Raw genomic sequence first — 23,394 nt, 5'->3', positions numbered from 1 at the left:
GCTCGGCTAACCGCTGTCCAGCCCACACCTGAGGAAACCTGCGGAGCGTGGCCCCACGGCCTCTGACCTGCGCCTCCAGAAGGGCCAGGGCCTTGCGGTGGGGCCGCTCGACGCGGCATCTTTCCCCGGGTGCCGGTCTGTGGGACCGGCGGCACCGGATTACCCACGAGACGGCTGTCGCAAGCGCGGAAACTTGCTGCCATCAGCGTGCCTGTCAGCGGACACACAGTCAAGGGCCTCCGAGCGGGTCGGGCCCGAAAGCACCGACGGCGAGGGCCCTGAGCAGGGCCCTCGCCGTCAGCGAGGAAAAACTGGGTAGCGCTAGATCACTTGAGGGTGACCTTGGCGCCCTCACCCTCGAGCTTCGCCTTGGCGGCGTCGGCCTTCTCCTTGTTGACACCCTCGAGGATCGCCTTGGGGGCACCCTCGACGGCGTCCTTGGCCTCCTTGAGGCCCAGGCCGGTCAGCTCACGCACGACCTTGATGACCTGGATCTTCTTGCCGCCGTCGCTCTCGAGGACGACGTCGAACGAGTCCTTCTCGGCCTCGGCCTCGGCCGGGGCAGCGCCGGCGCCGCCGCCGACGGCCGCAACGGCGACCGGAGCAGCCGCGGTGACCTCGAAGGTCTCCTCGAACTGCTTCACGAACTCGGACAGCTCGATCAGCGTCATCTCCTTGAACGCGTCGAGCAGCTCGTCGGTGCTGAGCTTCGCCATGTCTGGCAACCTTTCCTAGGTACTGATGAAAAAGTCTTGCTGGTTCGCGGTGGCTCAGGCCTCCGCGGGACCGTCCTTCTCGCGCTTCTCCTGAAGAGCGGCCGCGAGGCGCGCCACCTGCGACAGCGGGGCCTGGAAGAGGCCGGCCGCCTTGGACAGGTTGCCCTTCATAGCGCCGGCCAGCTTGGCCAGCAGAACCTCACGCGACTCGAGGTCAGCGATCTTGTTGACGTCGTCAGCGCTGATCGCCTTGCCCTCGAAAACACCGCCCTTGATCTTCAGGACGGGGTTGGCCTTGGCGAAGGCACGAAGGCCCTTGGCCGCCTCGACCGGGTCGCCGCTGATGAAGGCGAGCGCGGTAGGACCGGCAAACAGGTTGTCGAGGCCCTCGATGCCCGCGTCGCTCGCGGCACGCTTCGCCAGGGTGTTCTTGGACACCGAGTACTTGGTGTCCTTGCCCAGCGAACGGCGCAGCTCGGTGAGCTGCTTGACCGTGAGCCCGCGGTACTCGGTCAACACGGTGGCCGACGCGTTACGGAAGTCGTCCGTCAGCTCCGCGACGGCGGTGGCCTTGTCGGCCCGGACCGGCTTGTCCGCCATGTCCCTCCTCTCTCGTAATGCTCGTGCCACTGGCCGAACCGAAGGAGGGGCGAGAATGAGAAACGCCCCGGCGCAGGGCGCACGGGGCGGAGCGGGCAGATCTATCGCCCGGTCACGAACCGTTCTCCCCTGCGCGGGTCGCCCGCACTCTGCGGGACCTTCGGCCGCGATCTCCGTCTCGCGACGGGGACTGCGGCGACCAGCGGTCTTTGGGTGGAACTTCGACAAGCAACTGTACGCGGTGACGCCGCGACCGCCAAATCGGCCCGGTCGCGGGCTCTTCGCCCAGCTCACGCTCGTGCGGCCCGCCGCTCGGCGAGGGCCGGCAAGGGAGGGGCCGGCTCGATGAGGCGGCTCCGAGCGGGCCTTCAGGCGCGTGTGCGGCGGAGCCAGCCGTAGCCGCCGAGGGTGACGGCGCACCAGAGGGCGGCCCAGCCGGTGATCAGCAGCAGGGTGGAGGCGGGTGGCGGGTCGGCGTCGTTCAGGGCGCGGGCGGTAGCCATGATCGGCGGGACGAGCCACGGCGCGATCGAGCCCTGGAGGCCGAGCACGACCACCAGGACGGCCGCGACCACGAGCACGGCCACCCCGTTGCGGACGCCGCCGGTGACGGCGCGGCTGGCCAGGGCGCCGACCGCGACCGCGGGCACGACGGCGAGCAGGTGGGCCAGGGCGCCCAGCAGCGATCCGGTGAGCGCGCCGCCGGTCTCGATGCCCCCGACCAGCCAGGGTGCGAGCATGGCGGCGGCGCAGACGGCCAGGGCCGGCAGCACGGCGGCCAGCAAGCCGGCGACCGCCTCGCGCCGGGCGCCCACCGCCGTGCGGGCCAGGCGGCGCTGGACGTCGGGCTCGGTGTCGAGGGCGAGCTTGGACTGCCACGCCAGCACGGGGAACAGGGCCGCCGCCGAATAGCCGTAGGCCACCGAGGCCGGCGATGCCCCGCCGCCGTAGATGACGCCCAGAACGACCAGCACGGCGATCAGGGGCGCCAGCGCGCGCCCCCCGCGCACGAAGGCGGCCAGCCGCATCCGCACGAGCGCGGTCACCGGCGGTCACCCCTCGTCCGATCCGAGTCGTCGCCCGGGCCACTCGGCGTGCGGCCGGGGCCACCCTGCGCCGGCGCCACCTCGCGGCCGGGAATGCCCTGCCCCGGGGCGACCTCGCGGCCGGGAATGCCCTGTTCCGGGGCGACCTCGCGGCCGGGACCGTCTTGAACCGGGGCCACCTCACGGCCGGAGGCGAAGGGGTGCTCGGGAGCGGCGGGGCGGCGCACCTGCGGTTGGGGGGCGGTGCTTGCCCGTACAGCAAGGATGCGGTGACCCTCGGCACGGAGCCGGACCACCGCCTGGTCGACGTCCGCGCGGCGGACGGCGACCTCGACGATGACCTCGTCCTCGTGGCCGGTGTCGCCCTCGGCGTGCAGGCTTGCCTCGGCGACCCGCCAGTGGGTCGCGCCCGGCAGGCCGGCGATCTCGTTGCGGTGGTCGCTGACCAGCACGATGCCGCCCGAGGCGGTCACCTCGGCGACGATCTGGGGGATCAGCGTGCGGGCGGCCGCGTCCAGGCCCTCCCACGGCTCGTCGAGCACGAGCAGGCCGGGACGGCGGAGCAGGGCCTGGGCGACGCCCACCTTTTGCGCGGTGCCCTTCGAGAGGTCGGCGAGGCGGGTGCCGGCGTGCTCGGTGAGCAGCAGGCGCTCGATCCACTCCCCCGCCGCGCCGGGGCCGACGCCGCGGAGCTCGGCCATGCGGCGCAGGTACTGGCCGGCCGTGAAGGGCTGGTCGGCGGGGAAGCGCTCGGGCACCCACCCGACCACCGGCGGCCGGTCGTGGACGGCTCCGCGCACCGGGCGCAGCACGCCCGCGGCGAGTTGGAGCAGTGTCGACTTGCCGGCGCCGTTGCGGCCCAGCACGACGATGGTGCTGCCGGGCTCGACGGTGGCGGACACCTCGCGCAGGGCCCAGGGCAGGCGGCGCCCGTAGCGGAACCACACTCCGTCGAAGCGCACGACCGGAAGCCTCCCACAGAAAACGCCCCCGGGGTGTCCCCCAGGGGCGTTCTCGATGATCTATGCGGCTCAGGCGTCGGCGCCGGCCTTCACGTTCTTGATCACGTTAGGGTCGATCTGGACGCCGGGGCCCATGGTCGTGGTGACCGTGACCTTCTTCAGGTACTTGCCCTTGGCCGCGGACGGCTTGGCCCGCAGGATCTCGTCGAGCACCGCGGCGTAGTTGTCCACCAGCTGGTCCTCGGAGAACGAGGCCTTACCGATGATCAGGTGCAGGTTCGAGTGCTTGTCCACCCGGAAGGTGATCTTGCCGCCCTTGATCTCGTTGACGGCCTTGGTCACGTCCATGGTGACCGTGCCCGTCTTCGGGTTGGGCATGAGGCCGCGGGGGCCGAGGATCCGGGCGATGCGGCCGATCTTGGCCATCTGGTCCGGGGTGGCGATCGCGGCGTCGAACTCGAGCCAGCCGCCCTGGATGCGGGCGACGAGCTCGTCGGTGCCGACCTCGTCGGCGCCGGCCGCGAGGGCCTCCTCGGCCTTCGCGCCCTGGGCGAAGACGATCACGCGGGCGGTCTTGCCGGTGCCGTGCGGCAGGTTGACGGTGCCGCGGACCATCTGGTCGGCCTTACGCGGGTCGACACCGAGACGCATGGCGACCTCGACGGTGGCGTCGAACTTGGTCGGGCTCGCGTCCTTGGCCAGCTTGATGGCCTCGGCGGGCTCGTAGAGCTTGTTGGCGTCGATCGCCTCGGCCGCCTTGCGGTAGCCCTTGCTGCGCTGCATGTTCTTACTCCTGTGGTAGATGGCGGGCCGCTCGTGGAGACGGCCCTCCCACTGACTGCTGTGTTGCGTCAGATCTTGGTGACCTGGTTGAAGTTGAGCTCCACCGGCGTCTCACGGCCGAAGATGGAGACCAGAACCTTCAACTTCTGCTGGTCGGCATTAATTTCACTGATCGAGGCCGGCAGCGAGGCGAACGCGCCGTCGGTGACGGTGACCGAGTCGCCCACCTCGAAGTCGAGCACCTTGACCTCGGGCTTCGCCTTCTTCTCCTCCTGCTCGACGGCAGGGGCGAGCCACTTGAGCACCTCGTCGAGCGAGAGCGGCGCGGGCCGGTCCACCCGGTCGGTGGCACCCACGAAGCCGGTCACGCCGGGCGTGTTGCGCACGCAGCTGTACGACTCGGGGGTCAGGTCCATGCGGACCAGGATGTAGCCCGGGAAGACCTTGTTGTTGACCTGGACGCGCTTGCCGCCCTTGACCTCGACCTCTTCGCGGGTCGGCACCTCGACCTGGAAAATGAAGTCCTCCATGTCGAGGCTCGTGATGCGGGTCTCGAGGTTGGTCTTGACCTTGTTCTCGTAACCCGCGTAGGAGTGCACCACGTACCAGTCGCCGGGCGCGTAGCGCAGCTTCTGGCGCAGCTCCTGGACCGGGTCGTAGTCCTCGTCCTGCTCCACGGCCGCGGTCGCGGGCTCGGGCTGGGCGGCCTCGACCGACTCGTCGTCGTCCGCCGTCGCCACCGACGACTGCTCGTCGACGGACTCCGCGGTCTCCTCGTCGTACTCAGGCACGCTCGCTCACTTCCAGGTAAGTCATGTTCGAATGCGGGCGGTCACGCCCGCGGGCTCGCGCCCTCGGCGAGCCTTTCTCAGCCGCCGAAGGCCCAGAGGACGGCCTTGCCCAGGCCGAGGTCGAGCAGGCCGACGATCGCCGTCATGACCGCCACGAAGACGATGACGATCGTGGTGTAGGTCAGCAGCTCCTTGCGCGTCGGCCAGATGACCTTACGCAGCTCGCTGACGACCTCACGGAAGAAACCGCCGATGCGGCCGAAGAAGCCGGTCCTGCGCGCTTCCTTCTTCGCCTTCGGCGTGCGCTCGGCGAGCGCGGTGCCACCGCGGCCTACCGGCTCGGCGTCGTCGTCGCCCGGGACGTCCTTGTCGTCCTCGACGGCGTCGTCAAACACCTCGTCGTCGGCCGGGTCGCCGGCGTCACCGGGTCGGTTCCTCTCGGCCATGGCGCCCTACTTCCGTCATCGGTGGTGATGGGGTCCCCGCGGGCGCTTCGTCCGGCGCGGTGTCGTGCGGACCGCGCACCGGGCGGGCACGTCTACGAGGGCTTGCGCAGGGGTGACAGGACTTGAACCTGCAGCCTGCGGTTTTGGAGACCGCTGCTCTGCCAATTGAGCTACACCCCTTCGCGAGGCGGCCGATCCCTCGGGTCCGCCTCTTTGGTGCAGGCGAACTCGGGGGGTCACTGCCCCACGGCGCACCAGTGTACGGGTTCACAGGCGGTTCGCCCAACCCGGGCTCGCCCTATCGCTTGCGAATGACCGCCTGAGCCAGCGAGAGGACCTTTTCGCCCTGGCAGGTGGCGGTCAGCGCCAGCCGGGTGAGCCCGTCGTCGGTGGTCTCCTTCACGGTGGCGGTGACCACCACCTCGGTGCCCTCGTCGGTGTCCGGCACCGGCACGGGCCGCGAGAAGCGCACGCTGAACTCGGCCACCGCGTCGGGCGCGCCGGCCCAGTGGGTCACCGCCCGGCCGACCAGCGCCATGGTGAACATGCCGTGCGCGATCACGCCGGGCAGGCCGACGCTCGTCGCGACGCGGTCGCTCCAGTGGATCGGGTTGAAGTCGCCCGAGGCGCCCGCGTAGCGCACCAGGTCGGCCCGGGTGACCCGGAAGGTCTGCGGCTCCATCGTCATGCCTCCCCGCGCTGGACCAGCTTGGACCACACCGTCACGACCGGCTCGCCGGCCTCGGTGGTGACCTCGGTGCGGGTGGTCAGGAAGTCGTGACCGCCGCGCGAGGTGATCTCGTCGACCGAGTTGACGCAGACCAGCGCGTCGCCGGCCACCACGGGCCGGGCGTACGCGAACTTCTGGTCGCCGTGCACCACGCGGCTGTAGTCGAGCCCGAGCGCCGGGTCCTCGATGATCTGCCGGCTCGCGGCCATCGTGATCGCCACCGGGAAGGTGGGCGGGGCCACCACGTCGGCGTAGCCGAGGGCGCGGGCGGCCTCGGGATCGTGGTACTCGGCGTCGGTGGCGCCGATCGCGCGGGCGAACTCGCGGATCTTTTCGCGGCCGACCTGGTAAGGCTCGGTGGCCGGCCAGCTGCGGCCGACAAATGACTGGTCGAGGGGCATGCCCCACAAACTACTCTGCGCCGCCCGGACGGATCCGGACGGCGCAGGGAGAGCTTGGTGAGGCGCTGAGATCAGCGGGTCTCGCGGTGCAGGGTGTGCTTGCCGTCCCGGGGGCAGAACTTCTTCAGCTCGATGCGGTCCGGGTCGTTGCGGCGGTTCTTACGGGTGATGTAGTTCCGCTCCTTGCACTCCGTACACGCCAGGGTGATCTTCGGACGGACGTCGGTCGCCTTGGCCACGACGGATTGCCTTCCTGCTAACGGGGTTAATCAACGACGCTCCAGAGTACGCCCTAGAGCTGCCGACATGCAAAGTGGGACCCCGGGACGGGATCCCTCTCACACAAGTAGCGGTGGCCGGACTTGAACCGGCGACACAGCGATTATGAGCCGCTTGCTCTGCCAACTGAGCTACACCGCCGAAGCCAGGCTCAAGTCCAGCGCCTGCGGCGGGAACGAACCCGGTAGAGCCCCCTTACGGAATCGAACCGTAGACCTTCTCCTTACCATGGAGACGCTCTGCCGACTGAGCTAAGGGGGCGAGCTGTACTGCAAACCCAGCGCGATCTCTCGCTTGCTGCGCAGGAGTAAGACTACACGGCCTGGTCTCGGGGGTGAAATCGACTCCCCCAACATCGTGAAACCACAGGTCAGCCCACTGCTCGGAGCTTGCGGACCTCACCCGAGGGGGTGGTGGCCGGCTCGGTCTGCGCGGAGAACCAGGCCTCCAGGCGCTCGTACGGCAGCGGGCGGCTGAACAGATAGCCCTGGCCGATCTCGCAGCCCATCTCCTCGAGCAGGTCGAGGGTGAGCTCGCTCTCGACGCCCTCGGCGACCACGGTGAGACCGAACTCGCGGGCCAGGCTCACCACCGCGCGCACGATCGCCAGGTCGCCGGTGTCGGTCGCCATGCCCTGCACGAAGCTGTCGTCGATCTTTACCTCGTGGACGGGCCATTGCCTCAGATAGGACAGTGAGGACGCGCCGGTGCCGAAGTCGTCGACGCTCAGCCGCACGCCCAGATCGCGCAGCCGGTAGAGGGTGGGCAGCACCCGCTCGATGTCGCCGAGCATGCCGGGCTCGGAGATTTCGAAGGTCACCTGGGCGGCGGCCACGCCGTAGCGCTCCAGCAGCGTGGCGACCTGGTCGGGGAAGCGGGAGTCGAGCAGCGTGCGCACCGAGAGGTTGACCGCGATGGAGAGCGGCCGGTCCTCGTCGGCCCACTCGCGACAGCGCCGCAGGCCCTCGGTGAGCACCACCTCGGTGAGCCGGGAGAGCTGGCCGGTGTGCTCGGCCACGGCGATGAAGTCCTCGGGGGCGACCTCGCCCTGCGCGGGGTGCTGCCAGCGGGCCAGGCACTCCACGCCGACCAGGTGCCTGTCCTTGAGGGTCACCTTGGGCTGGAAGTAGACGTCGATCGCGCCGCTGTCGAGCGCCACCCGCAGGTCGGCGGCGATGCCGAGGCGGCGGACCGCCCGGGACTCCAGCGCCGGGTGGAAGAGCTGCACGCCGTACGGGAGGACCTTGGCGGCGTTGGCGGCGAGCTCGGCGCGCTGGATCAGCGTCTCGGGGTCGGCGCCGTGATCGGGGTAGACGGCCACGCCCACCGCGGTGTCGAGGTCGAGGGTGAGCGTGCCCACGGTCATCGGGCCGCGCAGCTGCTCGCGCATCTCGGTGGCGAGCTGGACGGTCGCCTCGGTGCTCTCGGCGCGCAGGGTGATCACGAACTCGTCGCCGCCGATGCGGCCGACCAGCGCGCCGGGGCCGGAGATGCCGCGGAGCCGGCCGGCGACCTCGGCGAGCAGCTTGTCGCCGGCCGCGTGGCCCATCGACTCGTTGACGTCGCGCTGGCCGTCGACGTCGAACAGGAGCACGGCGACGACCTCGTCCTCGGCGCGCACCTTGACCGACTCGGCGAGCGCGTCGGTGATCCGCCGCCGGTTGGGCAGCCCGGTGAGCCGGTCGTGATAGGCGTCGTAGCGCAGCCGGTCGACCAGGCGCGCATTTTCGACGGCCACGGCGACGTGCGCGGCGATGGTCTCGAGCACCTGCACGTCGGCCGGGCGGAAGGTACGGGTGTCGCCCAGCCTGTTGATCACCTCGAGGCTGCCGATGGGGGTGTGTCCCGACCGCAGCGGCACCACGATGACGTCCTTGACCTTGGTGTCGCGCAGCGCCTGGCGCAGCGGCTCGGCGCCGGGGAACTGATTGCCGACCGCCAGGGTGTGCCCGTCGGCGATCGCCTGCTCGCGGACGGCCGCGGGGGTCGGCGAGAGGTCGAGCAGGCCCTTGTTCTCGACGCGGGCGGTGAGCAGCACCTCGGGATGGCGGCCCTGCGGGGAGAGCCAGAGCGTCGCGTACTCCGAGCGCATCAGCGCCCGCACCCGTTCGAGCATGACGTCCGGCAGACCGGCGTCGCTGCTCTCGTCGCGCACGGCCTTGGTGAGCTCGTAGACGTCGGCGAGCGTGCGGTGCTGCCGGAAGAACTCGGTGAACGAGCGGAGCATGAGGACCAGCGCGACCACCAGGATCGCGAGCAGCACCGCCGACCACTCGGTGGCCACCAGGGCGACCAGGAAGATCAGGCCGAGAACGACGTTGACGCCGGCGCCGATCCAGATCGAGAGGGAGCCGCGGATGACGTCCTGTCCCGCGCGGCCGCCCTGCACGACGGCCATCACGGCGGCGAGGCTGAGGACCTCGACCAGCACGCTGACCCCGACGGCGGCGAAGAGGATGACCCAGGTGCCCGGTCCGGCGCCGCGGATCGGCGGCATGGCGGACAGGACGAGCACGGCCGCCGCGGCGCCCGCGGACGACTTGGCGACGTTGAACCAGAATTTGCTCGGCACCAGCACGGCGCCGCGGGTGAGCTTGGCGACCAGCGCGGCCAGCGTCATCACCACGATGACCGTGACCGGGGGCAGATAGTAGAGCGCGAGGAGGAACGGCACTTCGGTGATGTAGAAGCTCATCGTGTTCCGGCGGATCACCACGTTGATCACGCCGATGTACGCGACGATGATGCCCGCCAGCGCGACGAGCGCGCCGGGCCATTCCTCATACCAGTCCGGATCCTGGATCCAGAACGCGATGGCGCAGATGAGGGCGAACAGTGCCAGAGGGTTGGTGATCAACCAGGCGTAGCGCCCGGACCGCCGTCCTGCCCGCGGTCGCCCGACCATTGCACTCCCTCGTCAGTCGACGCGGTCCCGCAACGCCAGGTTGATGCGCGGCTGAACCCTTACTCCCAATCCACCACGAGATTGCTGGTGGGTGACGCCCCCGTGGCGACAGCAGACGGGTGCCCGCTCAGGCCGGCCACGCCACCGAAGGCGACAGCGATGGCCAAAACCAAGCCGGCGAGGCGGCCCAGCTTCCTTGCAGACATGTATGGCTCCTGTGAGGTGTAACAGGCTTCGGTAGGGGGTCACATGATGGTGCCACACCAGGTGTGCGACAGGCAGCGCTCACCGGCGAGTCGAAACCGCACATTCCGAAATCCTGACCGAACGGTTGAGTTAATCCCCCCATACCCGAGCGCAGAATTGACGACTTTACGTCCGAAATAACGGGAGAAGTGAGGGCAATTCGCATCGCCCCCGTCAGGATGCCTTGACGTCAAGCGGTCCTGACGCCACGCTGTCGCGCGTGACTGCCTACTCCGTGACCCCCGACGATCTGGAGCGCCAGCACACGCTGTCCTCGGCTACAACGCGCTACGACGAGCTGAGGATGCGCACCGCGCTGGCCTCGATGGCCGGGGACCGGGGCGAGCCGCTGAGCCGCGCCGAGGCGCTGGAGCTGCTCGCGCTCAACGAGGTCGTCATCCGCAAGGCCGGGTACGGGCGGCAGGCGATGGTGCGCGCCGCCCGCGACGCCGGGGCCTCGTGGACCCAGATCGGGGCGGCGCTGGGCAGCACCAAGCAGGCCGCCTGGGAGGCGCACAACCGCTGGGCCGAGGAGCAGGTCTCCTAGAGCGTCAGGCGCCGGTCGCCGCGGGACGGCCGGTGGCCGCGTACTGCGACCAGGAACCGGGGTAGAGACGGCCCGGGGCGAAGCCGGCCCGCTCCAGGGAAAGCAGGTTGTGGCAGGCGGTCACGCCCGAACCGCAGTAGGAGACGACCTCGGCGCCGTCGGTGACACCCGCGGCCGCGAAGCGCTCGCGCAGCACCTCGGCGGGAAGGAACCGGCCACTCGCGTCGACGTTCTCCCGGCACGAGACGCTGCGCGCGCCGGGGATGTGGCCCGGGCGCGGGTCGATCGGCTCGGTCTCGCCGCGGAAGCGCTCGGGCTGGCGGGCGTCGATCACCACGTTCGCGCCGTCCACGGCGTCGTCGATGGTGGCGAGCCGGTCCGCGGGCCACGGCCGCGCCGCGAAGCGGGCGGGCGCCCGCTCGGGGACGGTGGTCTCGAGCTCGCCGTCCCACGCGTCGAAGCCGCCGTCGAGCAGGGCGGCGTCGTGGCCCAGCGCGCGCAGCATCCACACGAGGCGGGCGGCCATCACGCCGCCCGCGTCGTCGTACGCGACGACCGTGTCGCCGTCACCGATGCCGAGCTCGCTCATGCGGGCGGCGAAAGCCTCGGGGGCCGGCAGGGGGTGACGCCCCGCCGCCGGGCTCGCCGGAGCCGCGAGATCGCGATCGAGGTCGACGAAGACCGCACCCGGCAGATGGCCGCGGCCGTAGGCCTCGCGACCCGAACGACCGTCCAGATATGCCCGCACGTCGGCGAGGACCAGCCGGTCCCGGTGTGCCCGCACCCAGTCGACATCGACCACCGGCTCGATCAACGCTCCACCTCTCTCCTTATTTGCCTGCGTGATGCTCCCGTCGCCGCGCACGAGGGCGGAAACGGACCAGCGCCACCCCGACCATGGCCACCGCGAGGACGGTGACGGTCAAGGTGACCACCGGACTGTCGAAGCCCGTGCCCAGCACCACCAACCCCAGCCCCACCCCGAAGAGCAGGTGGTAGAAGCCGGCGTCCCGGATGCTGCGGAAGGCACGGGCGGTCGCCTGCGGGGCCCGGCCGGTGATCAGCATCGACGCTCCGAAGATCGCCAACGCGGCACCGGCCACCCCGCCGACCACCAGGGTCCACGTACTGGTGCTCATGGCCCCAGTCTGGGACGATCGCGCGCCCTTTTAGCGGTAATTGGTGAACTGGAGGGCGACGCCGAAGTCCTCCGCCTTCAGCAGGCTGATCACGGCCTGGAGGTCGTCCTTCTTCTTGCCGGTGACCCGCAGCTGGTCGCCCTGGATCTGCGCCTGCACGCCCTTGGGGCCCTCGTCGCGGATCTTCTTGCTGATCGCCTTGGCCTTGTCGGACTCGATTCCCTCGATGATCCGGCAATCGATCTTGTACGTCTTGCCGGACTGCCGCGGCTCGCCGGCGTCCAGCGACTTCAGGGAGATGTTCCGCTTGACCAGCTTCTCCTTGAACACGTCGAGCGCGGCGGTGGCCCGCTCCTCGGTCTCGGAGGTGATGGTGACGCCGGATTCACCCGACTTGGCGATGCTCGTGCCCGTACCGCGGAAGTCGAAGCGGGTGGAAAGCTCCTTTTCCGCCTGGTGGAACGCGTTGTCCACCTCCTGCTGGTCGACCTTGCTCACGATGTCGAAAGACGGGCTGGCTGGCATGAAAGACTCCTGCGAAACTCGCGTACGTCGATGGTCACGTCTCGGGGGACGGAGGCCGGCGCCCGGCCCCCGACATGCCGACCGTACCCGGTTGCGAGGCCGCCCTGCGGTACGGCTATCCTGTGTCTCGCTGCTGCGGGAGACCGCAGTGGTGTGCCCAGGCGGGTTGCCCGAGCGGCCAATGGGAGCGGACTGTAAATCCGTCGCGAAAGCTACGAAGGTTCGAATCCTTCACCCGCCACAGGCAGAGAACGGCCCCGGAAGTCGCGCCAGACGCGGTCCGGGGCCGTTTCGCTTGCCAGGGTCGGCGCGTGCCAGGGTCGGCGCGTGTCAGGGTCGGCGCGTGTCAGGGCCGGCGCGTGCCAGGGTCGGCGCGTGCCAGGGTCGGCGCTTGTCAGGGTCGGCGTGCGCGGACGATGGCGGCGTGCATGCCCTCGGCGTAGCCGCCGGTGAACTCGACGCTGACGTCGGCGAAGCCGGCCGCGGTGAGGCCCTCGATGTACTCGGAGCGGGACAGGGCGCCCGCGATGCAGGAGGACCAGTCGCCGACCACGCCGCGCTGCTCGGGGGTGAGGTGATCCTCGGCGACGACGTCCGAGACGCCGACCCGGCCGCCCGGGCGCAGGACGCGGTGCATCTCGGCGAAGACGGACGGCTTGTCGGCAGACAGGTTGATCACGCAGTTGGAGATCACGACGTCGACCGACGCGTCCGGCAGCGGGATCTCCTCGATGTGGCCCCGGTGGAACTCGACGTTGGTGGCGCCGGCCTCGGCGGCGTTGCGGCGGGCCAGCTCCAGCATCTCGTCGGTCATGTCGAGCCCGTGCACGTGACCGGTGGGGCCGACCCGGCGGGCGGAGAGCAGCACGTCGATGCCGCCGCCGGAGCCGAGGTCGAGGACCGTCTCCCCCGCGTGCAGGTCGGCCACGCGCAGCGGGTTGCCGCAGCCCAGGCTGGCTCGCAGGGCCGCCTCCGGCAGCTCACCCTGCTCATTTTCGGCGTAGAGGTCGCCGCCGCCGCAGCCGCCGCCCTCCGCGGCCCGGGTGGCGGCGTCGGCGTAGCGAGCGCGGACCTGCTCCCGGATGCCGGCGCCCTCTTCGGCGACTGCGGGACCGCCGCAGCAGCTCGGGGCGGACGTGGCCGCGGCGCCCTCCTCGGCGACTGCGGGACCGCCGCAGCAGCTCGGGGCGGACGTGGCCGCGGCGGCCTCCTCGGCGCTGACGATGGTGACGGGCTCGGTCATGGCGGACCTCCGAAGTGATTTCGATGGACGTCGAATTGCTACCAGCTTGCTCCGCGGATTCGACGTCTGTCAAACTCGACGAGTGTCAAATCAACAACTCGGGGCGCCGGCGTGAGCCCGGCGCGCCGGCTGAGCGCCGAGTTCGCCGGCACGGGCCTGCTGGTCGCCGCGGTCGTCGGGTCCGGCATCGCCGCGTCCCGCCTGTCCCCCGCCGACGGAGGGCTCCAGCTGCTGGAGAACGCGATCGCCACCGCGCTCGCCCTGGGCGCGCTGATCCTCGTGTTCGGCCCGGTGTCCGGCGCGCACTTCAATCCGGTCGTCTCGGCCGTCGACTGGTGGCTGGGCCGTCGCGCCGGCACCGGCCTGAGCGGCCGGGAGGCGGCCGGCTACGCGGTGGCGCAGACCCTCGGCGCCATCGCCGGCGCGGCGCTCGCCAACGTGATGTCCGGCCTGTCCGCCGTCACCTCGTCCCGCACCGATCGCGACGGCGGACGGCTGTGGCTGGCCGAGGTCGTGGCGACGGCGGGCCTGCTCCTGCTGATCGTCTCGCTGGCCCGCTCGGGCCGGCTCACGACGGCTCCGGCGGCGGTCGGCGCCTACATCGGCGCCGCCTACTGGTGGACCTCCTCCACCAGCTTCGCCAATCCGGCCGTCACGATCGGCCGCATGTTCAGCGACACCTTCGCCGGCATCGCACCGGGCTCGGCGCCCGGCTTCGTCGTCGCCCAGCTCGCGGGTGCGCTCCTCGCCGTCGCGGCTGTCGCGTGGTGGTTTCCGGCCGTCGGGAGAAGCTCTGCCGGCGCAACAACTGATCATCGGAGGCAAGCATGAGCGCCAAGCCCAGTGTCCTGTTCGTCTGTGTGCACAACGCCGGACGGTCGCAGATGGCCGCCGGCTGGCTGCGGCACCTCGCCGGGGACCGGGTCGAGGTGCGCTCGGCCGGGTCCGAGCCGGCGGAGCGGATCAACCCGGTGGCGGTCCAGGCGATGGCCGAGGTCGGCATCGACATCACCGGCGCGCAACCGCGGAAGCTGGACGAGGCAGCCGTCGAGGTGAGCGATGTCGTCGTCACCATGGGCTGCGGCGACGCCTGCCCCTACTTTCCCGGCAAGCGCTACGAGGACTGGCGGCTGACCGACCCCGCCGGCCAGCCGATCGAGGTGGTCCGCGGCGTCCGCGACGAGATCCGGGCCCGCGTCGACGAGCTGATCACCGAGCTGGCCACGGAACGGGGCGCACCAGCGTGAGCGACTGGTAGCGGACGCCGTCCGCCGCGTGCACCACGTGGAAGTCGAGGACCTCGAAGTGGCGGGCGGCGTACGACAGCAGCTGCTCGTCGGAGCGGAAGGCGAAGTAGCGCTGCGGGACGTGGTGGTCCTCGTCGGCCACGCCCTCCTCCGGCGAGCCGCCGTAGACGCCCAGGTGGAACAGGCCGCCCGGGCGCAGCACCGAGCTGATCGACAGCAGGGCGTCGCTCAGCGCGTCGGTGGGCACGTGCAGCAGCGCGTTCATCGAGTAGGCGGCGTCGAACGACTCGGCGGGGAAGCCCAGGTCGAGCACGTCGCGGGCGTAGGCGCGCACCCCCTTGGCGCGGGTGCGCTCGACCATCGCGGGCGACAGGTCGATCGCGGTGACGTCCAGCCCGGCGGCCTGGAACCAGGCGCTGTCCTGCCCGGTGCCCGAGCCGATCTCGAGCAGGGTCGTCGCCTCGGCGGCGCGCAGGCGGTCGAGGAAGGCGGACCGTTCCGACATCTTCCACGGCTGTTTCGCGAAGCCGTCGCGTTCGGTGGCGGCGTCCGGGCCGTACGACTCGCGGTTGCGGGCGACGACCTCGGCGTAGCCGGACGGCACGGGCCGCAGTCTCATGGTTTTTCCCCCTGCCGATCGTTGGTGCCGCTCCGATAGCCTGACGCCGTCGGCGGGGGTGCGTAAAGGAGGGTCCGATGACGAAAGAGGTCCGGACCGACATCGAGACGATGCGTGCCGCCGACGCGGACCGGCACAAGGTGGCCGAGCAGCTCAAGGCGGCGCTCGACGAGGGCCGGCTCAGCCTCGACGAGTACGACGACCGGGTGCGCACGGCGTACGCGTCGAAGACGTACCAGGAACTGCTCGTGCTCCTCACCGACCTGCCGCGGCCGGGGCTGAGCGCGAGCGAGGTGCGCGCCCGCCGGGACGCCGAGCGGCGCCGCGAGCTGCGCCGGCTGCCCACCGCGATGATGGTGCTCTGGACCATCTGGGCCGCCCTGGCCGTCGTCAACCTCGTGGTCTTCGGCCTGGTCGCCGCCACTGTGGACGGCGACGTCTATCCGTGGCCGGTGTGGCTGCTCGTGCCCGGCGCGGCGCTCGGCGCGGTGACGGTCGGCGTCCAGGCCATCCGCCACCAGCAGCAGCGTCGCTAGCTTCGCGCGGGAAACAGCGCTCGTTCGAGCACCGGCCCGAGCACCTCGGCGTACGCGACTGTGATGTGGTTGTCGTCCTTGTAGACGAGGGTGTTGCCGACGACGATCGGGCAGGTCCGGTCCGTGCAGAACCACGGCGTCGGATCGATCACCCGGATGCCGTTGCGCGCGGCCCGCTCGGCGACCGACGCGCGCCGCTGCGGCTCGCGGATCGCGCGATTCACCGTACGGTCACATTTGTAGAGTTGGCGCGGGTTCGTCGCGGCGCACTCCGGCGCCTCGTCGAGCGGGTAGGGCGTGTCCTGGATCAGGACCTTCGGGATGCCCCTCAGCCTGTCCCACGTCTGCTGCCAGGCGCTCACCCAGACCGGGTTGTCCTGCGGGCCGACGCTGGGGACCAGCTGGTTGTTCTCGTCGTAGATGCCGCTGTCCAGGTCGGTGGTCGCCATGACCACCAGATCCGGCCGCGCCGCCGCGACCCGGTCGAGCACCTGGTCACGCCAGGCGACACATTCCGTGTACGGCCTCTTGAGGATCGGGTTGAAGGCGAGCACCTCCGGCAGGTGGCAGGCGGCCTTGGTCAGCGTGACGAGCTTCCACCCCTGTGCGCGGGCGGCCTCGTCGACGGCCGGGAACCAGGCGGCCGCGTGCGAGTCGCCGATCAGGTACATGGTCTTGGCGCCGTTCGGATCGCCGTAGACGCAGGGCCGGTTCTGCTCGCTCTGCGGGTAGCCGAGGTGGCAGAGGTCGTCGTAGATCTTCGGGTCGATCCGCTTCGCGTCGGTGAGCTTCGGCGTGACGTTCTCGGGCAGCCGTGATCCGCGCACGGAGCCGCTGACCAGCTGGGCGAGCCGGGCCGCCGGGTCGGCCGCGGCACCGACCTCGGCGGCGGTGTCGAGGGTGGCCGGCCCGGTCGGGATCGGCGGGGTGAACCGCCCGGCGACCAGGGCGATCGCGGCGGTCGAGACCGAGAGGACGAGGCCCAGGGCCAGACCGCGGCGGGCGCGCGACCGCAGCCACGGCCTCGTCCGGACGGGGTTTTCCACCAGGTGGTACGTGACGAAGGCGAGCCCGAGCGCACCCGCGGCGAACACGAGGTTCGACTTCACGCCGGGGTCGCGCATGAACGCCAGCGGCCAGATCATCAGGATCGGCCAGTGCCACAGGTACCAGCCGTACGAGAGCTTGCCGATGAACCGGAAGGGCGCAGTGCCGATGAGCCGGCCGGCGCCCCAGCCCTCCGCGGACGAGCCGCCGGCGATCACCGCGGCGGTGCCGAGCACCGGGAGCAGGGCCGCGTGCCCGGGAAAGGCCGTCGCCTCGTTGTAGCGCAGCGCGGCGACGAGCACCGCCACCAGGCCACCCCAGGTGAGCACGGCGGCAAGAGCCTTGGGGGTACGGCGAAGCCGGCCGGCCGCGATCGCGACGAGCGCACCGATGCCCAGCTCCCAGGCGCGCGTGTGCGAGCCGAAGTAGGCCCACGGCTCGGCGTGCCGGGTCTGCTGGACGCTGAGCGCGAGCGACACCACCACCAGGGCGGTGAGCGCGATCGCCGCGCGCCGCCGGGCCCGCCGGCCGGCCCAGACGGCGAGCAGCAGAAGCGGCCAGATCAGGTAGAACTGCTCCTCGACCGCGAGCGACCACAAGTGTTGCAGCGGCGAGGGCTCGGCGGTCGCGTTGAGGTAGTCCGTCCCCTCGTACGCCAACCGCCAGTTGATCCCGTAGAAGGTGCTGAACAGCCCGTCCTCGGTGATCGACCGGAACCGGGTCGCCGGCACGAAGAGCCCGGCGGCGACGATCGTCGCGACCACGACGACGGTCGAGACCGGCAGCAGGCGGATCGCCCGGCGCGCGTAGAAGCCGGGCAGCGAGATCCGGCCGGTCCTGGTCAGCTCCTTGAGCAGCAGCGTGGTGATGAGGAAGCCGGAGATGACGAAGAAGACGTCCACGCCGACATATCCGCCGGCGAAGGTGCTCAGCCCCGCGTGGCTCAGCACGACCAGGGTCACGGCGACGGCCCGCAGACCCTCGATGTCCGGGCGGAAGCCGATGTGGGCTCCCTCGGCCCGGCTCGCGGGTGCGCCGGCCGGGGCCTCCCGGGCTTCGACGGTGGTGGACACCATGTGTGGCTACTCCAGTCGCTGGTCGTCCATCAGGGTGCGGAGCTGGGATTTCACGGCCAGAGCACAAGATACCCAGGCCCTGCCCACAGGTCGACGGGGTAGGGCACGCGCTAGGGTCGAATCGTGACCACCGCGGACCGTGTCCCACTTTCCGTCCTCGACCTGGCTACGGTGCGTGAGGGGCATTCCAGTGCGGATGCCCTGCGCGGCACGGTCGAGATCGCGCAGACCGCCGACCAGTTGGGCTACGCCCGGTTCTGGGTCGCCGAGCACCACAACATGCCGGCCGTCGCCTCCACCTCGCCGCCCGTATTGATCGGCGCGGTGGCCGCACAGACCACAACGATCCGCGTCGGATCGGGTGGCGTGATGCTGCCCAACCACATGCCGTTCGTGGTCGCCGAGCAGTTCGCCACCCTCGAGGCGCTCTACCCCGGGCGCATCGACCTCGGCATCGGCCGCGCGCCCGGCACCGACCAGGCCACCGCGGCGGCGCTGCGCGGCGTCTCGCCCTATCTGACCGTCGAGCAGTTCCCCGAGCACCTCCAGACCGTGCTGGCACTGCTCGGCGACGAGCGCATCGAGACCGAGGCCGCGTCACACCTGCGGGCCACCCCGGTCGCCGAGAGCTACCCCGAGGTGTGGATGCTGGGCTCCTCCACGTACGGGGCACAGGTCGCCGCCGCGCTCGGCCTGCCTTTCTGTTACGCGTATCACTTCGCGATGAGCTCCGAAGTGGACAACGCGCTGCACCTCTACCGCGCCGGCTTCAAGCCGTCACCGCGCTACCCCGAGCCGTACGCGATGGTCAGCGCCTCGGTGATCGCCGCCGAGACGACCGAGGAGGCGCAGTACCTCGCCGGCCCCAGCCGCATCATGGCGCTGAGCCTGCGCACCGGCCGCCTCGGCCCGATCGTCTCGCCCGAGACCGCCGCGGCCGTCGAGCTCACCGACCTCGACCGCAGCCTGCTCGACTCGCTGCCCGGCACGCAATACGCGGGCACCGCCGAGGAGGTCGTCGCCGGGCTGGCGGAGCTGGTCGAGCGCACCGGCGCGCAGGAGCTGATGCTGGCCGGCACGGTCTACGACCCGGCCACGCGCCAGGACTCCCTCGTCCGCATCGCCAAGGCGTGGGGCCTGTAAAAAACAGATGCGCGGCCCGGCCGGCGTCGCAAGGATCGCTGCATGAGCTGGCGGCTGACCGATGACATCGACGAGTTCGACGCGGCCGCGGGGCAGTTCCTGGCCTCCCGGCCGGTCCAGCACACCGTTTTCCTCACGGTGATCGACGCCTTGCGCCGGCGGGGCCCGCACACGTACGGGCCGCAGGATCCGGTTCTCGGCTTCTGGCGTACGGCCGAAGGCACCGTCGACGGTGTGCTCCTGCGCACACCGCCGCACCCGATGATGGTCAGCCCGCTGCCCGCCGACGCCGTGCCGGCCGCCGCGGCCGCCGTACCCCTGACCCCCGCGGTGAATCTCCTGGCCGAAGCGGAAGACGCCTTCGCCGCCGCGTGGCAGCGGCGCACCGGCCAGTCCGCCACCGCGACCCGCCGGACCCGGCTCTACCGGCTCGGGGAGCTGGCCGACCCCGCGCCGCCGGGCCGGGCGCGTCTCGCCACCGACGCCGACCGGTCGCTGCTCATGGAGTGGCACGCCGCGTTCCACGACGAGATCGGCGAGGCGCACCACGGTGACCTCGGCGCGGCCGTCGACGACCGGATCGCGTACGGCGGCCTGCTGATCTGGGAGGACGGTGGCCGGCCCGTCGCGATGGCGATCCACTCGCGCCCGGACGCCGGCATGGCCCGCGTGCAGATCGTCTACACGCCGCCGGACCAGCGCGGCCACGGCTACGCGGCCGGCGCCACCGTCGCGGCCACCCGGTCGGCCCTCGCCACCGGCGTGCGCGATGTGGTGCTCAACACCGACCTGGCCAACCCGACGAGCAACCGGCTCTACCGCCGGCTCGGCTACCGTCCCGTTGAAGATCGAGTGATCCTGGAGTTCGCGGCATGACAGACGGCATGGTCGTTTCGGTGAACGTCGGCGCGATGCGCCCCAACCCGGCGAAGAAGGTGGGCCGCACCGGCATCTACAAGGAGCCGGTCGACCATCCGGTGGACGTGCGCGCGCCCGGCCCGCGCCGCACCGGCCTGCACAGCGGCATCGTCGGCGACGAGATCGGCGACATCGAGCACCACGGCGGCGACGACCAGGCCGTGTACGCGTACTCCCGCGAGGACTACAAGTGGTGGGAGGCCGAGCTGGGCCGCACCCTGCCCGACGGCATGTTCGGCGAGAACCTCACCACCACGGGCCTCGACCTGACGGCCACCCTGATCGGCGAGGTCTGGCGCATCGGCGACACCCTGGAGCTGTCGCCGACCTTCGGGCGCATCCCGTGCGCCACCTTCCAGGCCAAGATGGGCGAGCCGAAGTGGCTGAAGCGCTTCGCCCGGGCCAACCGCACCGGCACCTACCTGCGCGTGGTGACCCCCGGCCAGGTCCGCACCGGCGACCCGGTCACGGTGATCCACCGCCCGTCGCGAGGCATCACCGTCACCGAGGCGTTCGCCATCTACATGTTCGACCCGGCGTCGCTCCCCCGCCTCCTGGAGGCCGAGGGCATCTCGGAGCACCTGCGGGCCGAGGTGGAGGACCGCGTCACGCGCCTGTGAGCTGCTGACTACTGAACGACCGTGTTGCGGCCGGCGTCGCCGTACAGGTAGTCCTTGTCGTTGCCGCCGTACTCGATGTCGTTGCCGTGCTCTCAGGCCGCTTCTGTGGCCAGGGCCTGGCGCAGGCGGTCGGCGGCCTTGCGGTCGCCCTTGGCGATCGAGCCGTGCGGGACGGCCGCGACCATGGCGGCCACCAGCAGGACGGCGGAGGCGAAGACGAAGGCCCACGGCAGGCCGCCCGGGCGGTCGACGATCGCGCCGGCCACCGCACCACCGGCGGCGCTACCGGTGACCGAGACGGTGACGATCCAGGTGTACGCCTCGTTCAGCATCGACGGCGGAGCGAGCCGGCCGACCAGGTTGCTCTCCACCGTGAGGGCCGGAGCGATCGTGGCGCCGCCGAGGACCAGGGCCGCGCCCAGCCAGAGCGGGCTCGGCATGAAGGCCAGCACCAGGAAGCTCATCGAGACGGCGGCCAGCAGCCAGGCGAACTGGCGGGGCAGGGGCATCGCGGGACGGCGGGTGCCGAACCAGATGCCGCCGATGGCGCTGCCCACACCCCAGATGCCGAGCAGCACGCCACCCAGGCCGTCGCCGCCACCGTGGTGCGTGGCGTAGGCGGGAACGATGACGCCGGCGGCCCCGAAGGCCATGCCGAGGGCCACGACGCAGAGCATGAGCGCCGGGAAGCCCTGCACCTTGAGCGGGCCGAGGCCGCGCGCCGAGTCGAGAGTCTCGTGACGGACCCGGTGCCGCATGACGGGCAGCCGGGCGATCGCCAGGGTGCCGAAGAGGGTCGCGCCGGCCGCGCCGAGCAGGGCCGTGGCGGGATTGCCGGTGAGCACGACCAGGGCGGCGACGAGTATCGGGCCGAGGACGAAGACCAGCTCGAACAGGGACGTCTCGGCGGCCATCGCGGCGCCGCGGAGATGGTGGTTGCCGCCGCCCACGTCGGTCATGTCCGTCCACGCACGACGGATCGCGGCGGTCAGCGGCGGATAGGTGGCGCCGGCCACCGCCGAGGCCACGAAGATCCACGGCAGGGCCGTCTCGCCGCCGCGGCCGGCGAGCACCAGGGCCACCAGGGCCAGCGGGTGCAGGATCGCGGTGACGACGAGGATCGGCGACGGGCCGATGCGGTCGGCGAGGCGCCCGGCGATCGGGCTGAGGGCGGCGCCGGCGAGGGCGTAGACGCCGCCGGCCAGGCCCGCGGCAGCGTACCGGCCGGTCTCCTGCTGCACGAGAAGCAGCAGCGCCAACGGGGTCATGCCGATGCCTAGCCGGGCAAGGATCCCCACGCTCAGCAGGACCCGCCCGCCCGGCAGGTGCCAAACGCCCAGGTACTGACGCAACGCGGTCACGCCCGCCTCCTTGCTGTTGTAACGACCGAACCAGCCGACGACCCTAACGCTCCGCGCCGCGTCACACATCCGAAATATGAGGGCTGGTGTCGGGAAACACAGCACTGGGCCGCCCGCCTTCCTCGGCGAGCGGCCCAGTGGAACGAGCGGATCAGCGGTAGACGGCCCCGGCCTGCTGACGCAGGCGGGCGACGCGCTGCTCCATCGGCGGGTGAGTGGAGAAGAGGGACGCGATGCCGCCACCCCGCAGCGGGTTGGCGATCATCAGGTGGGCGGCGCTGGTGAGCCGGTTGTCCGCCGGCAGGGGCAGGCGGTGCGCCCCGTACTGGATCTTCTCGAGCGCACTGGCGAGGGCCAGCGGGTCGCGGGTCAGCGCGGCACCGTCGGCGTCCGCCTGGTACTCCCGGTTGCGGCTGATGGCGAGCTGAATGATCGTCGCGGCCAGCGGGCCGAGGATCAGCATCAGCAGCAGCCCGGCCGGGTTGGGGCTGTCGTCGTCGTCCGAGCCGCCACCCAGCGGCAGGAAGATCGCCAGCTGCGCGAGGCTCGTGACGATGCCGGCCAGCGCGGCGGCCACGCTCGAGATGAGAATGTCGCGGTTGTAGACGTGCGAGAGCTCGTGGCCGATGACGGCCCGCAGCTCACGCCGGTCGAGCAGCTGGGTGATGCCCGTGGTCACCGCGACGGCGGCGTGCTGAGGGTTGCGGCCGGTCGCGAACGCGTTCGGCTGCAACGTCGGCGAGACGTAGAGCCGCGGCATCGGCTGGCCCGCGGTGGTCGCCAGCTCCCGCACGATCTGGTAGAGCGCCGGGAACTCGGCCTCGCTGACCGGCTGCGCCCGCATCGCCCGCAGGGCCAGCTTGTCGGAGAAGAAGTAGGAGCCGGCGTTCAGGGCCAGCGAGAGGAACACCGCGAACACGAGGCCGCCGCTGCCGCCGAGCCAGTAACCCACCGCCAGGATCATGGCCGTGAGCAGACCGAGCAGAGCGGCCGTCTTGAGACCGTTGTGATGGCTGTGCAACAGGAACTCCTTCGGCATGCGGACCGGGTAGGTCACGCCTCCCATGGAACGCCGCACACCCGGAAATTCATCCGTCACGGACTGTGAGTTCGCTGAACGCGGGGTGGGGGCGGCTCTCTTATCGCCGGACTTCAGCTACCGCCAGGGTCTCGTACGGAGCGCTCACCGCCTCGCCGGATTTCGCACGTCATATCCCGAGACTCGGCGCGTTGCCTCCTGACGCTCGCCGCTCCCGCGAGCACACGTCCATGGACACCCCGCCGGCCAGCACATGCGGCGACGGCAGGCGTTTTCCACAGGTGTAGGCGTTATCCACAGCCCTCCACACGATCCTCCAGATTTCCTGGAGGATTGCCTCGAAGGTCGGGGCCCCCTTGGGAGGGCGGGGTCTTGGCTGCGCCGGGGTCAGCCCCCGGGCGGGCAGCCTCGTCGGGGCAATGCCCGACC

At 71.0% G+C, this 23,394-nt stretch carries 26 protein-coding genes and 4 tRNA genes; 8 read left to right on the top strand and 22 right to left on the bottom strand.

Going from position 1 to position 23,394, the window contains the following annotated elements; translation table 11 throughout:
* Positions 1 to 326: 326 nt before the first annotated feature.
* The 14 genes from rplL to Ade02nite_RS13130 all read right to left on the bottom strand — a co-directional run bounded on the left by rplL (position 327) and on the right by Ade02nite_RS13130 (position 9,659).
* On the bottom strand, positions 327 to 716 hold the full coding sequence (gene rplL / locus Ade02nite_RS13195) for a 50S ribosomal protein L7/L12 (RefSeq protein WP_203761903.1): 390 nt from the start codon (positions 714 to 716) through the stop codon (positions 327 to 329).
* 54 nt (positions 717 to 770) lie between these two features.
* A complete protein-coding gene (gene rplJ / locus Ade02nite_RS13190; protein ID WP_203761902.1) occupies positions 771 to 1,316 on the bottom strand; it encodes a 50S ribosomal protein L10 in 546 nt (181 codons plus the stop codon).
* Positions 1,317 to 1,684: 368 nt separating this feature from the next.
* Positions 1,685 to 2,362: a hypothetical protein gene (locus Ade02nite_RS13185; RefSeq protein ID WP_203761901.1), complete on the bottom strand. Its 678-nt coding sequence runs from the start codon at positions 2,360 to 2,362 to the stop codon at positions 1,685 to 1,687.
* The gene (locus tag Ade02nite_RS13180) at positions 2,359 to 3,324 is read right to left on the bottom strand and encodes an ATP-binding cassette domain-containing protein (RefSeq protein ID WP_203761900.1); all 966 of its coding nucleotides are present in this window, start codon (positions 3,322 to 3,324) and stop codon (positions 2,359 to 2,361) included. The genes Ade02nite_RS13185 and Ade02nite_RS13180 overlap by 4 nt, the downstream gene beginning before the upstream one ends.
* Positions 3,325 to 3,393: 69 nt before the next feature.
* Positions 3,394 to 4,107, bottom strand: coding sequence for a 50S ribosomal protein L1 (gene rplA / locus Ade02nite_RS13175; protein ID WP_203761899.1), 714 nt, complete (start codon positions 4,105 to 4,107; stop codon positions 3,394 to 3,396).
* Positions 4,108 to 4,175: 68 nt separating this feature from the next.
* Entirely contained in the window at positions 4,176 to 4,898 is a 723-nt protein-coding gene (gene nusG, locus Ade02nite_RS13170) for a transcription termination/antitermination protein NusG (protein WP_203761898.1), read from the bottom strand.
* A 77-nt stretch (positions 4,899 to 4,975) separates the two neighbouring features.
* Entirely contained in the window at positions 4,976 to 5,344 is a 369-nt protein-coding gene (gene secE / locus Ade02nite_RS13165; RefSeq protein WP_203761897.1) for a preprotein translocase subunit SecE, read from the bottom strand.
* A 107-nt stretch (positions 5,345 to 5,451) separates the two neighbouring features.
* Positions 5,452 to 5,524: transfer RNA gene (locus Ade02nite_RS13160), tRNA-Trp, on the bottom strand.
* 118 nt (positions 5,525 to 5,642) lie between these two features.
* Positions 5,643 to 6,032 (bottom strand): MaoC family dehydratase, encoded by a 390-nt coding sequence (locus tag Ade02nite_RS13155; protein ID WP_203761896.1) that lies wholly within the window; start codon positions 6,030 to 6,032, stop codon positions 5,643 to 5,645.
* The gene (locus Ade02nite_RS13150; protein ID WP_203761895.1) at positions 6,029 to 6,475 is read right to left on the bottom strand and encodes a MaoC family dehydratase N-terminal domain-containing protein; all 447 of its coding nucleotides are present in this window, start codon (positions 6,473 to 6,475) and stop codon (positions 6,029 to 6,031) included. The genes Ade02nite_RS13155 and Ade02nite_RS13150 overlap by 4 nt, the downstream gene beginning before the upstream one ends.
* A 71-nt stretch (positions 6,476 to 6,546) precedes the next feature.
* Entirely contained in the window at positions 6,547 to 6,714 is a 168-nt protein-coding gene (rpmG, locus tag Ade02nite_RS13145) for a 50S ribosomal protein L33 (RefSeq protein ID WP_067495822.1), read from the bottom strand.
* Positions 6,715 to 6,822: 108 nt separating this feature from the next.
* Positions 6,823 to 6,895, bottom strand: a tRNA-Met gene (locus Ade02nite_RS13140).
* Positions 6,896 to 6,942: 47 nt separating this feature from the next.
* Positions 6,943 to 7,015: transfer RNA gene (locus Ade02nite_RS13135), tRNA-Thr, on the bottom strand.
* Between the two features lie 109 nt (positions 7,016 to 7,124).
* Positions 7,125 to 9,659 (bottom strand): putative bifunctional diguanylate cyclase/phosphodiesterase, encoded by a 2,535-nt coding sequence (locus tag Ade02nite_RS13130; RefSeq protein ID WP_203761894.1) that lies wholly within the window; start codon positions 9,657 to 9,659, stop codon positions 7,125 to 7,127.
* Positions 9,660 to 10,125: 466 nt separating this feature from the next.
* Between Ade02nite_RS13130 and Ade02nite_RS13125 the strand changes: the two genes are divergently transcribed.
* The gene (locus Ade02nite_RS13125) at positions 10,126 to 10,452 is read left to right on the top strand and encodes a hypothetical protein (protein ID WP_203761893.1); all 327 of its coding nucleotides are present in this window, start codon (positions 10,126 to 10,128) and stop codon (positions 10,450 to 10,452) included.
* A 4-nt stretch (positions 10,453 to 10,456) separates the two neighbouring features.
* On the opposite strand, the gene Ade02nite_RS13120 is transcribed toward Ade02nite_RS13125, so the two are convergent.
* Genes Ade02nite_RS13120 through Ade02nite_RS13110 form a run of 3 tightly spaced genes read right to left on the bottom strand, consistent with a single transcriptional unit; the run spans position 10,457 to position 12,116 of the window.
* A complete protein-coding gene (locus Ade02nite_RS13120) occupies positions 10,457 to 11,266 on the bottom strand; it encodes a sulfurtransferase (protein WP_203761892.1) in 810 nt (269 codons plus the stop codon).
* Between the two features lie 16 nt (positions 11,267 to 11,282).
* On the bottom strand, positions 11,283 to 11,591 hold the full coding sequence (locus Ade02nite_RS13115) for a hypothetical protein (RefSeq protein WP_203761891.1): 309 nt from the start codon (positions 11,589 to 11,591) through the stop codon (positions 11,283 to 11,285).
* A gap of 30 nt (positions 11,592 to 11,621) precedes the next feature.
* Positions 11,622 to 12,116, bottom strand: a complete 495-nt coding sequence (locus tag Ade02nite_RS13110) for a YajQ family cyclic di-GMP-binding protein (RefSeq protein ID WP_203761890.1) — start codon at positions 12,114 to 12,116, stop codon at positions 11,622 to 11,624.
* Between the two features lie 160 nt (positions 12,117 to 12,276).
* Here Ade02nite_RS13110 and Ade02nite_RS13105 point away from each other — a divergent pair.
* Positions 12,277 to 12,357, top strand: a tRNA-Tyr gene (locus Ade02nite_RS13105).
* A gap of 153 nt (positions 12,358 to 12,510) precedes the next feature.
* Here Ade02nite_RS13105 and arsM read toward each other — a convergent pair.
* Positions 12,511 to 13,359 carry an arsenite methyltransferase gene (gene arsM / locus Ade02nite_RS13100; RefSeq protein ID WP_203761889.1) on the bottom strand — a complete coding sequence of 283 codons (849 nt, stop codon included), beginning with the start codon at positions 13,357 to 13,359 and terminating at the stop codon, positions 12,511 to 12,513.
* 111 nt (positions 13,360 to 13,470) lie between these two features.
* Here arsM and Ade02nite_RS13095 point away from each other — a divergent pair, with 111 nt between their 5' ends.
* Both Ade02nite_RS13095 and Ade02nite_RS13090 read left to right on the top strand, forming a co-directional pair.
* Positions 13,471 to 14,190, top strand: coding sequence for an aquaporin (locus Ade02nite_RS13095; protein ID WP_203761888.1), 720 nt, complete (start codon positions 13,471 to 13,473; stop codon positions 14,188 to 14,190).
* Positions 14,187 to 14,606: an arsenate reductase ArsC gene (locus Ade02nite_RS13090; protein ID WP_203761887.1), complete on the top strand. Its 420-nt coding sequence runs from the start codon at positions 14,187 to 14,189 to the stop codon at positions 14,604 to 14,606. The genes Ade02nite_RS13095 and Ade02nite_RS13090 overlap by 4 nt, the downstream gene beginning before the upstream one ends.
* Here Ade02nite_RS13090 and Ade02nite_RS13085 read toward each other — a convergent pair.
* Positions 14,569 to 15,219 carry a class I SAM-dependent methyltransferase gene (locus Ade02nite_RS13085; RefSeq protein ID WP_379037400.1) on the bottom strand — a complete coding sequence of 217 codons (651 nt, stop codon included), beginning with the start codon at positions 15,217 to 15,219 and terminating at the stop codon, positions 14,569 to 14,571. The genes Ade02nite_RS13090 and Ade02nite_RS13085 overlap by 38 nt on opposite strands.
* Positions 15,220 to 15,302: 83 nt before the next feature.
* Between Ade02nite_RS13085 and Ade02nite_RS13080 the strand changes: the two genes are divergently transcribed.
* Positions 15,303 to 15,761 (top strand): DUF1707 SHOCT-like domain-containing protein, encoded by a 459-nt coding sequence (locus Ade02nite_RS13080; protein WP_239168725.1) that lies wholly within the window; start codon positions 15,303 to 15,305, stop codon positions 15,759 to 15,761.
* Here Ade02nite_RS13080 and Ade02nite_RS13075 read toward each other — a convergent pair.
* Entirely contained in the window at positions 15,758 to 17,884 is a 2,127-nt protein-coding gene (locus tag Ade02nite_RS13075; protein ID WP_203761885.1) for an acyltransferase family protein, read from the bottom strand. The two genes, Ade02nite_RS13080 and Ade02nite_RS13075, sit on opposite strands and share 4 nt — an antisense overlap.
* Positions 17,885 to 18,007: 123 nt before the next feature.
* Between Ade02nite_RS13075 and Ade02nite_RS13070 the strand changes: the two genes are divergently transcribed.
* From Ade02nite_RS13070 to Ade02nite_RS13060, 3 genes are read left to right on the top strand one after another with little or no spacing between them, the layout of a single operon-like run.
* Positions 18,008 to 19,027 (top strand): LLM class flavin-dependent oxidoreductase, encoded by a 1,020-nt coding sequence (locus Ade02nite_RS13070; protein WP_203761884.1) that lies wholly within the window; start codon positions 18,008 to 18,010, stop codon positions 19,025 to 19,027.
* 42 nt (positions 19,028 to 19,069) lie between these two features.
* Entirely contained in the window at positions 19,070 to 19,903 is an 834-nt protein-coding gene (locus Ade02nite_RS13065; RefSeq protein ID WP_203761883.1) for a GNAT family N-acetyltransferase, read from the top strand.
* Positions 19,900 to 20,565: an MOSC domain-containing protein gene (locus Ade02nite_RS13060; protein WP_203761882.1), complete on the top strand. Its 666-nt coding sequence runs from the start codon at positions 19,900 to 19,902 to the stop codon at positions 20,563 to 20,565. The genes Ade02nite_RS13065 and Ade02nite_RS13060 overlap by 4 nt, the downstream gene beginning before the upstream one ends.
* Before the next feature lie 92 nt (positions 20,566 to 20,657).
* Here Ade02nite_RS13060 and Ade02nite_RS13055 read toward each other — a convergent pair whose 3' ends face one another.
* Entirely contained in the window at positions 20,658 to 21,926 is a 1,269-nt protein-coding gene (locus Ade02nite_RS13055; protein WP_203761881.1) for an MFS transporter, read from the bottom strand.
* Positions 21,927 to 22,077: 151 nt separating this feature from the next.
* Entirely contained in the window at positions 22,078 to 22,965 is an 888-nt protein-coding gene (gene htpX, locus Ade02nite_RS13050; protein WP_203761948.1) for a zinc metalloprotease HtpX, read from the bottom strand.
* Positions 22,966 to 23,394 lie beyond the last annotated feature (429 nt).

It is taken from the genome of Paractinoplanes deccanensis (genome assembly GCF_016862115.1).
Taxonomy (GTDB): Bacteria; Actinomycetota; Actinomycetes; order Mycobacteriales; family Micromonosporaceae; genus Actinoplanes; species Actinoplanes deccanensis.
The sequence above is the reverse complement of the archived record's forward strand: the minus strand, read 5'-3'. Positions and strand labels throughout refer to the sequence as shown.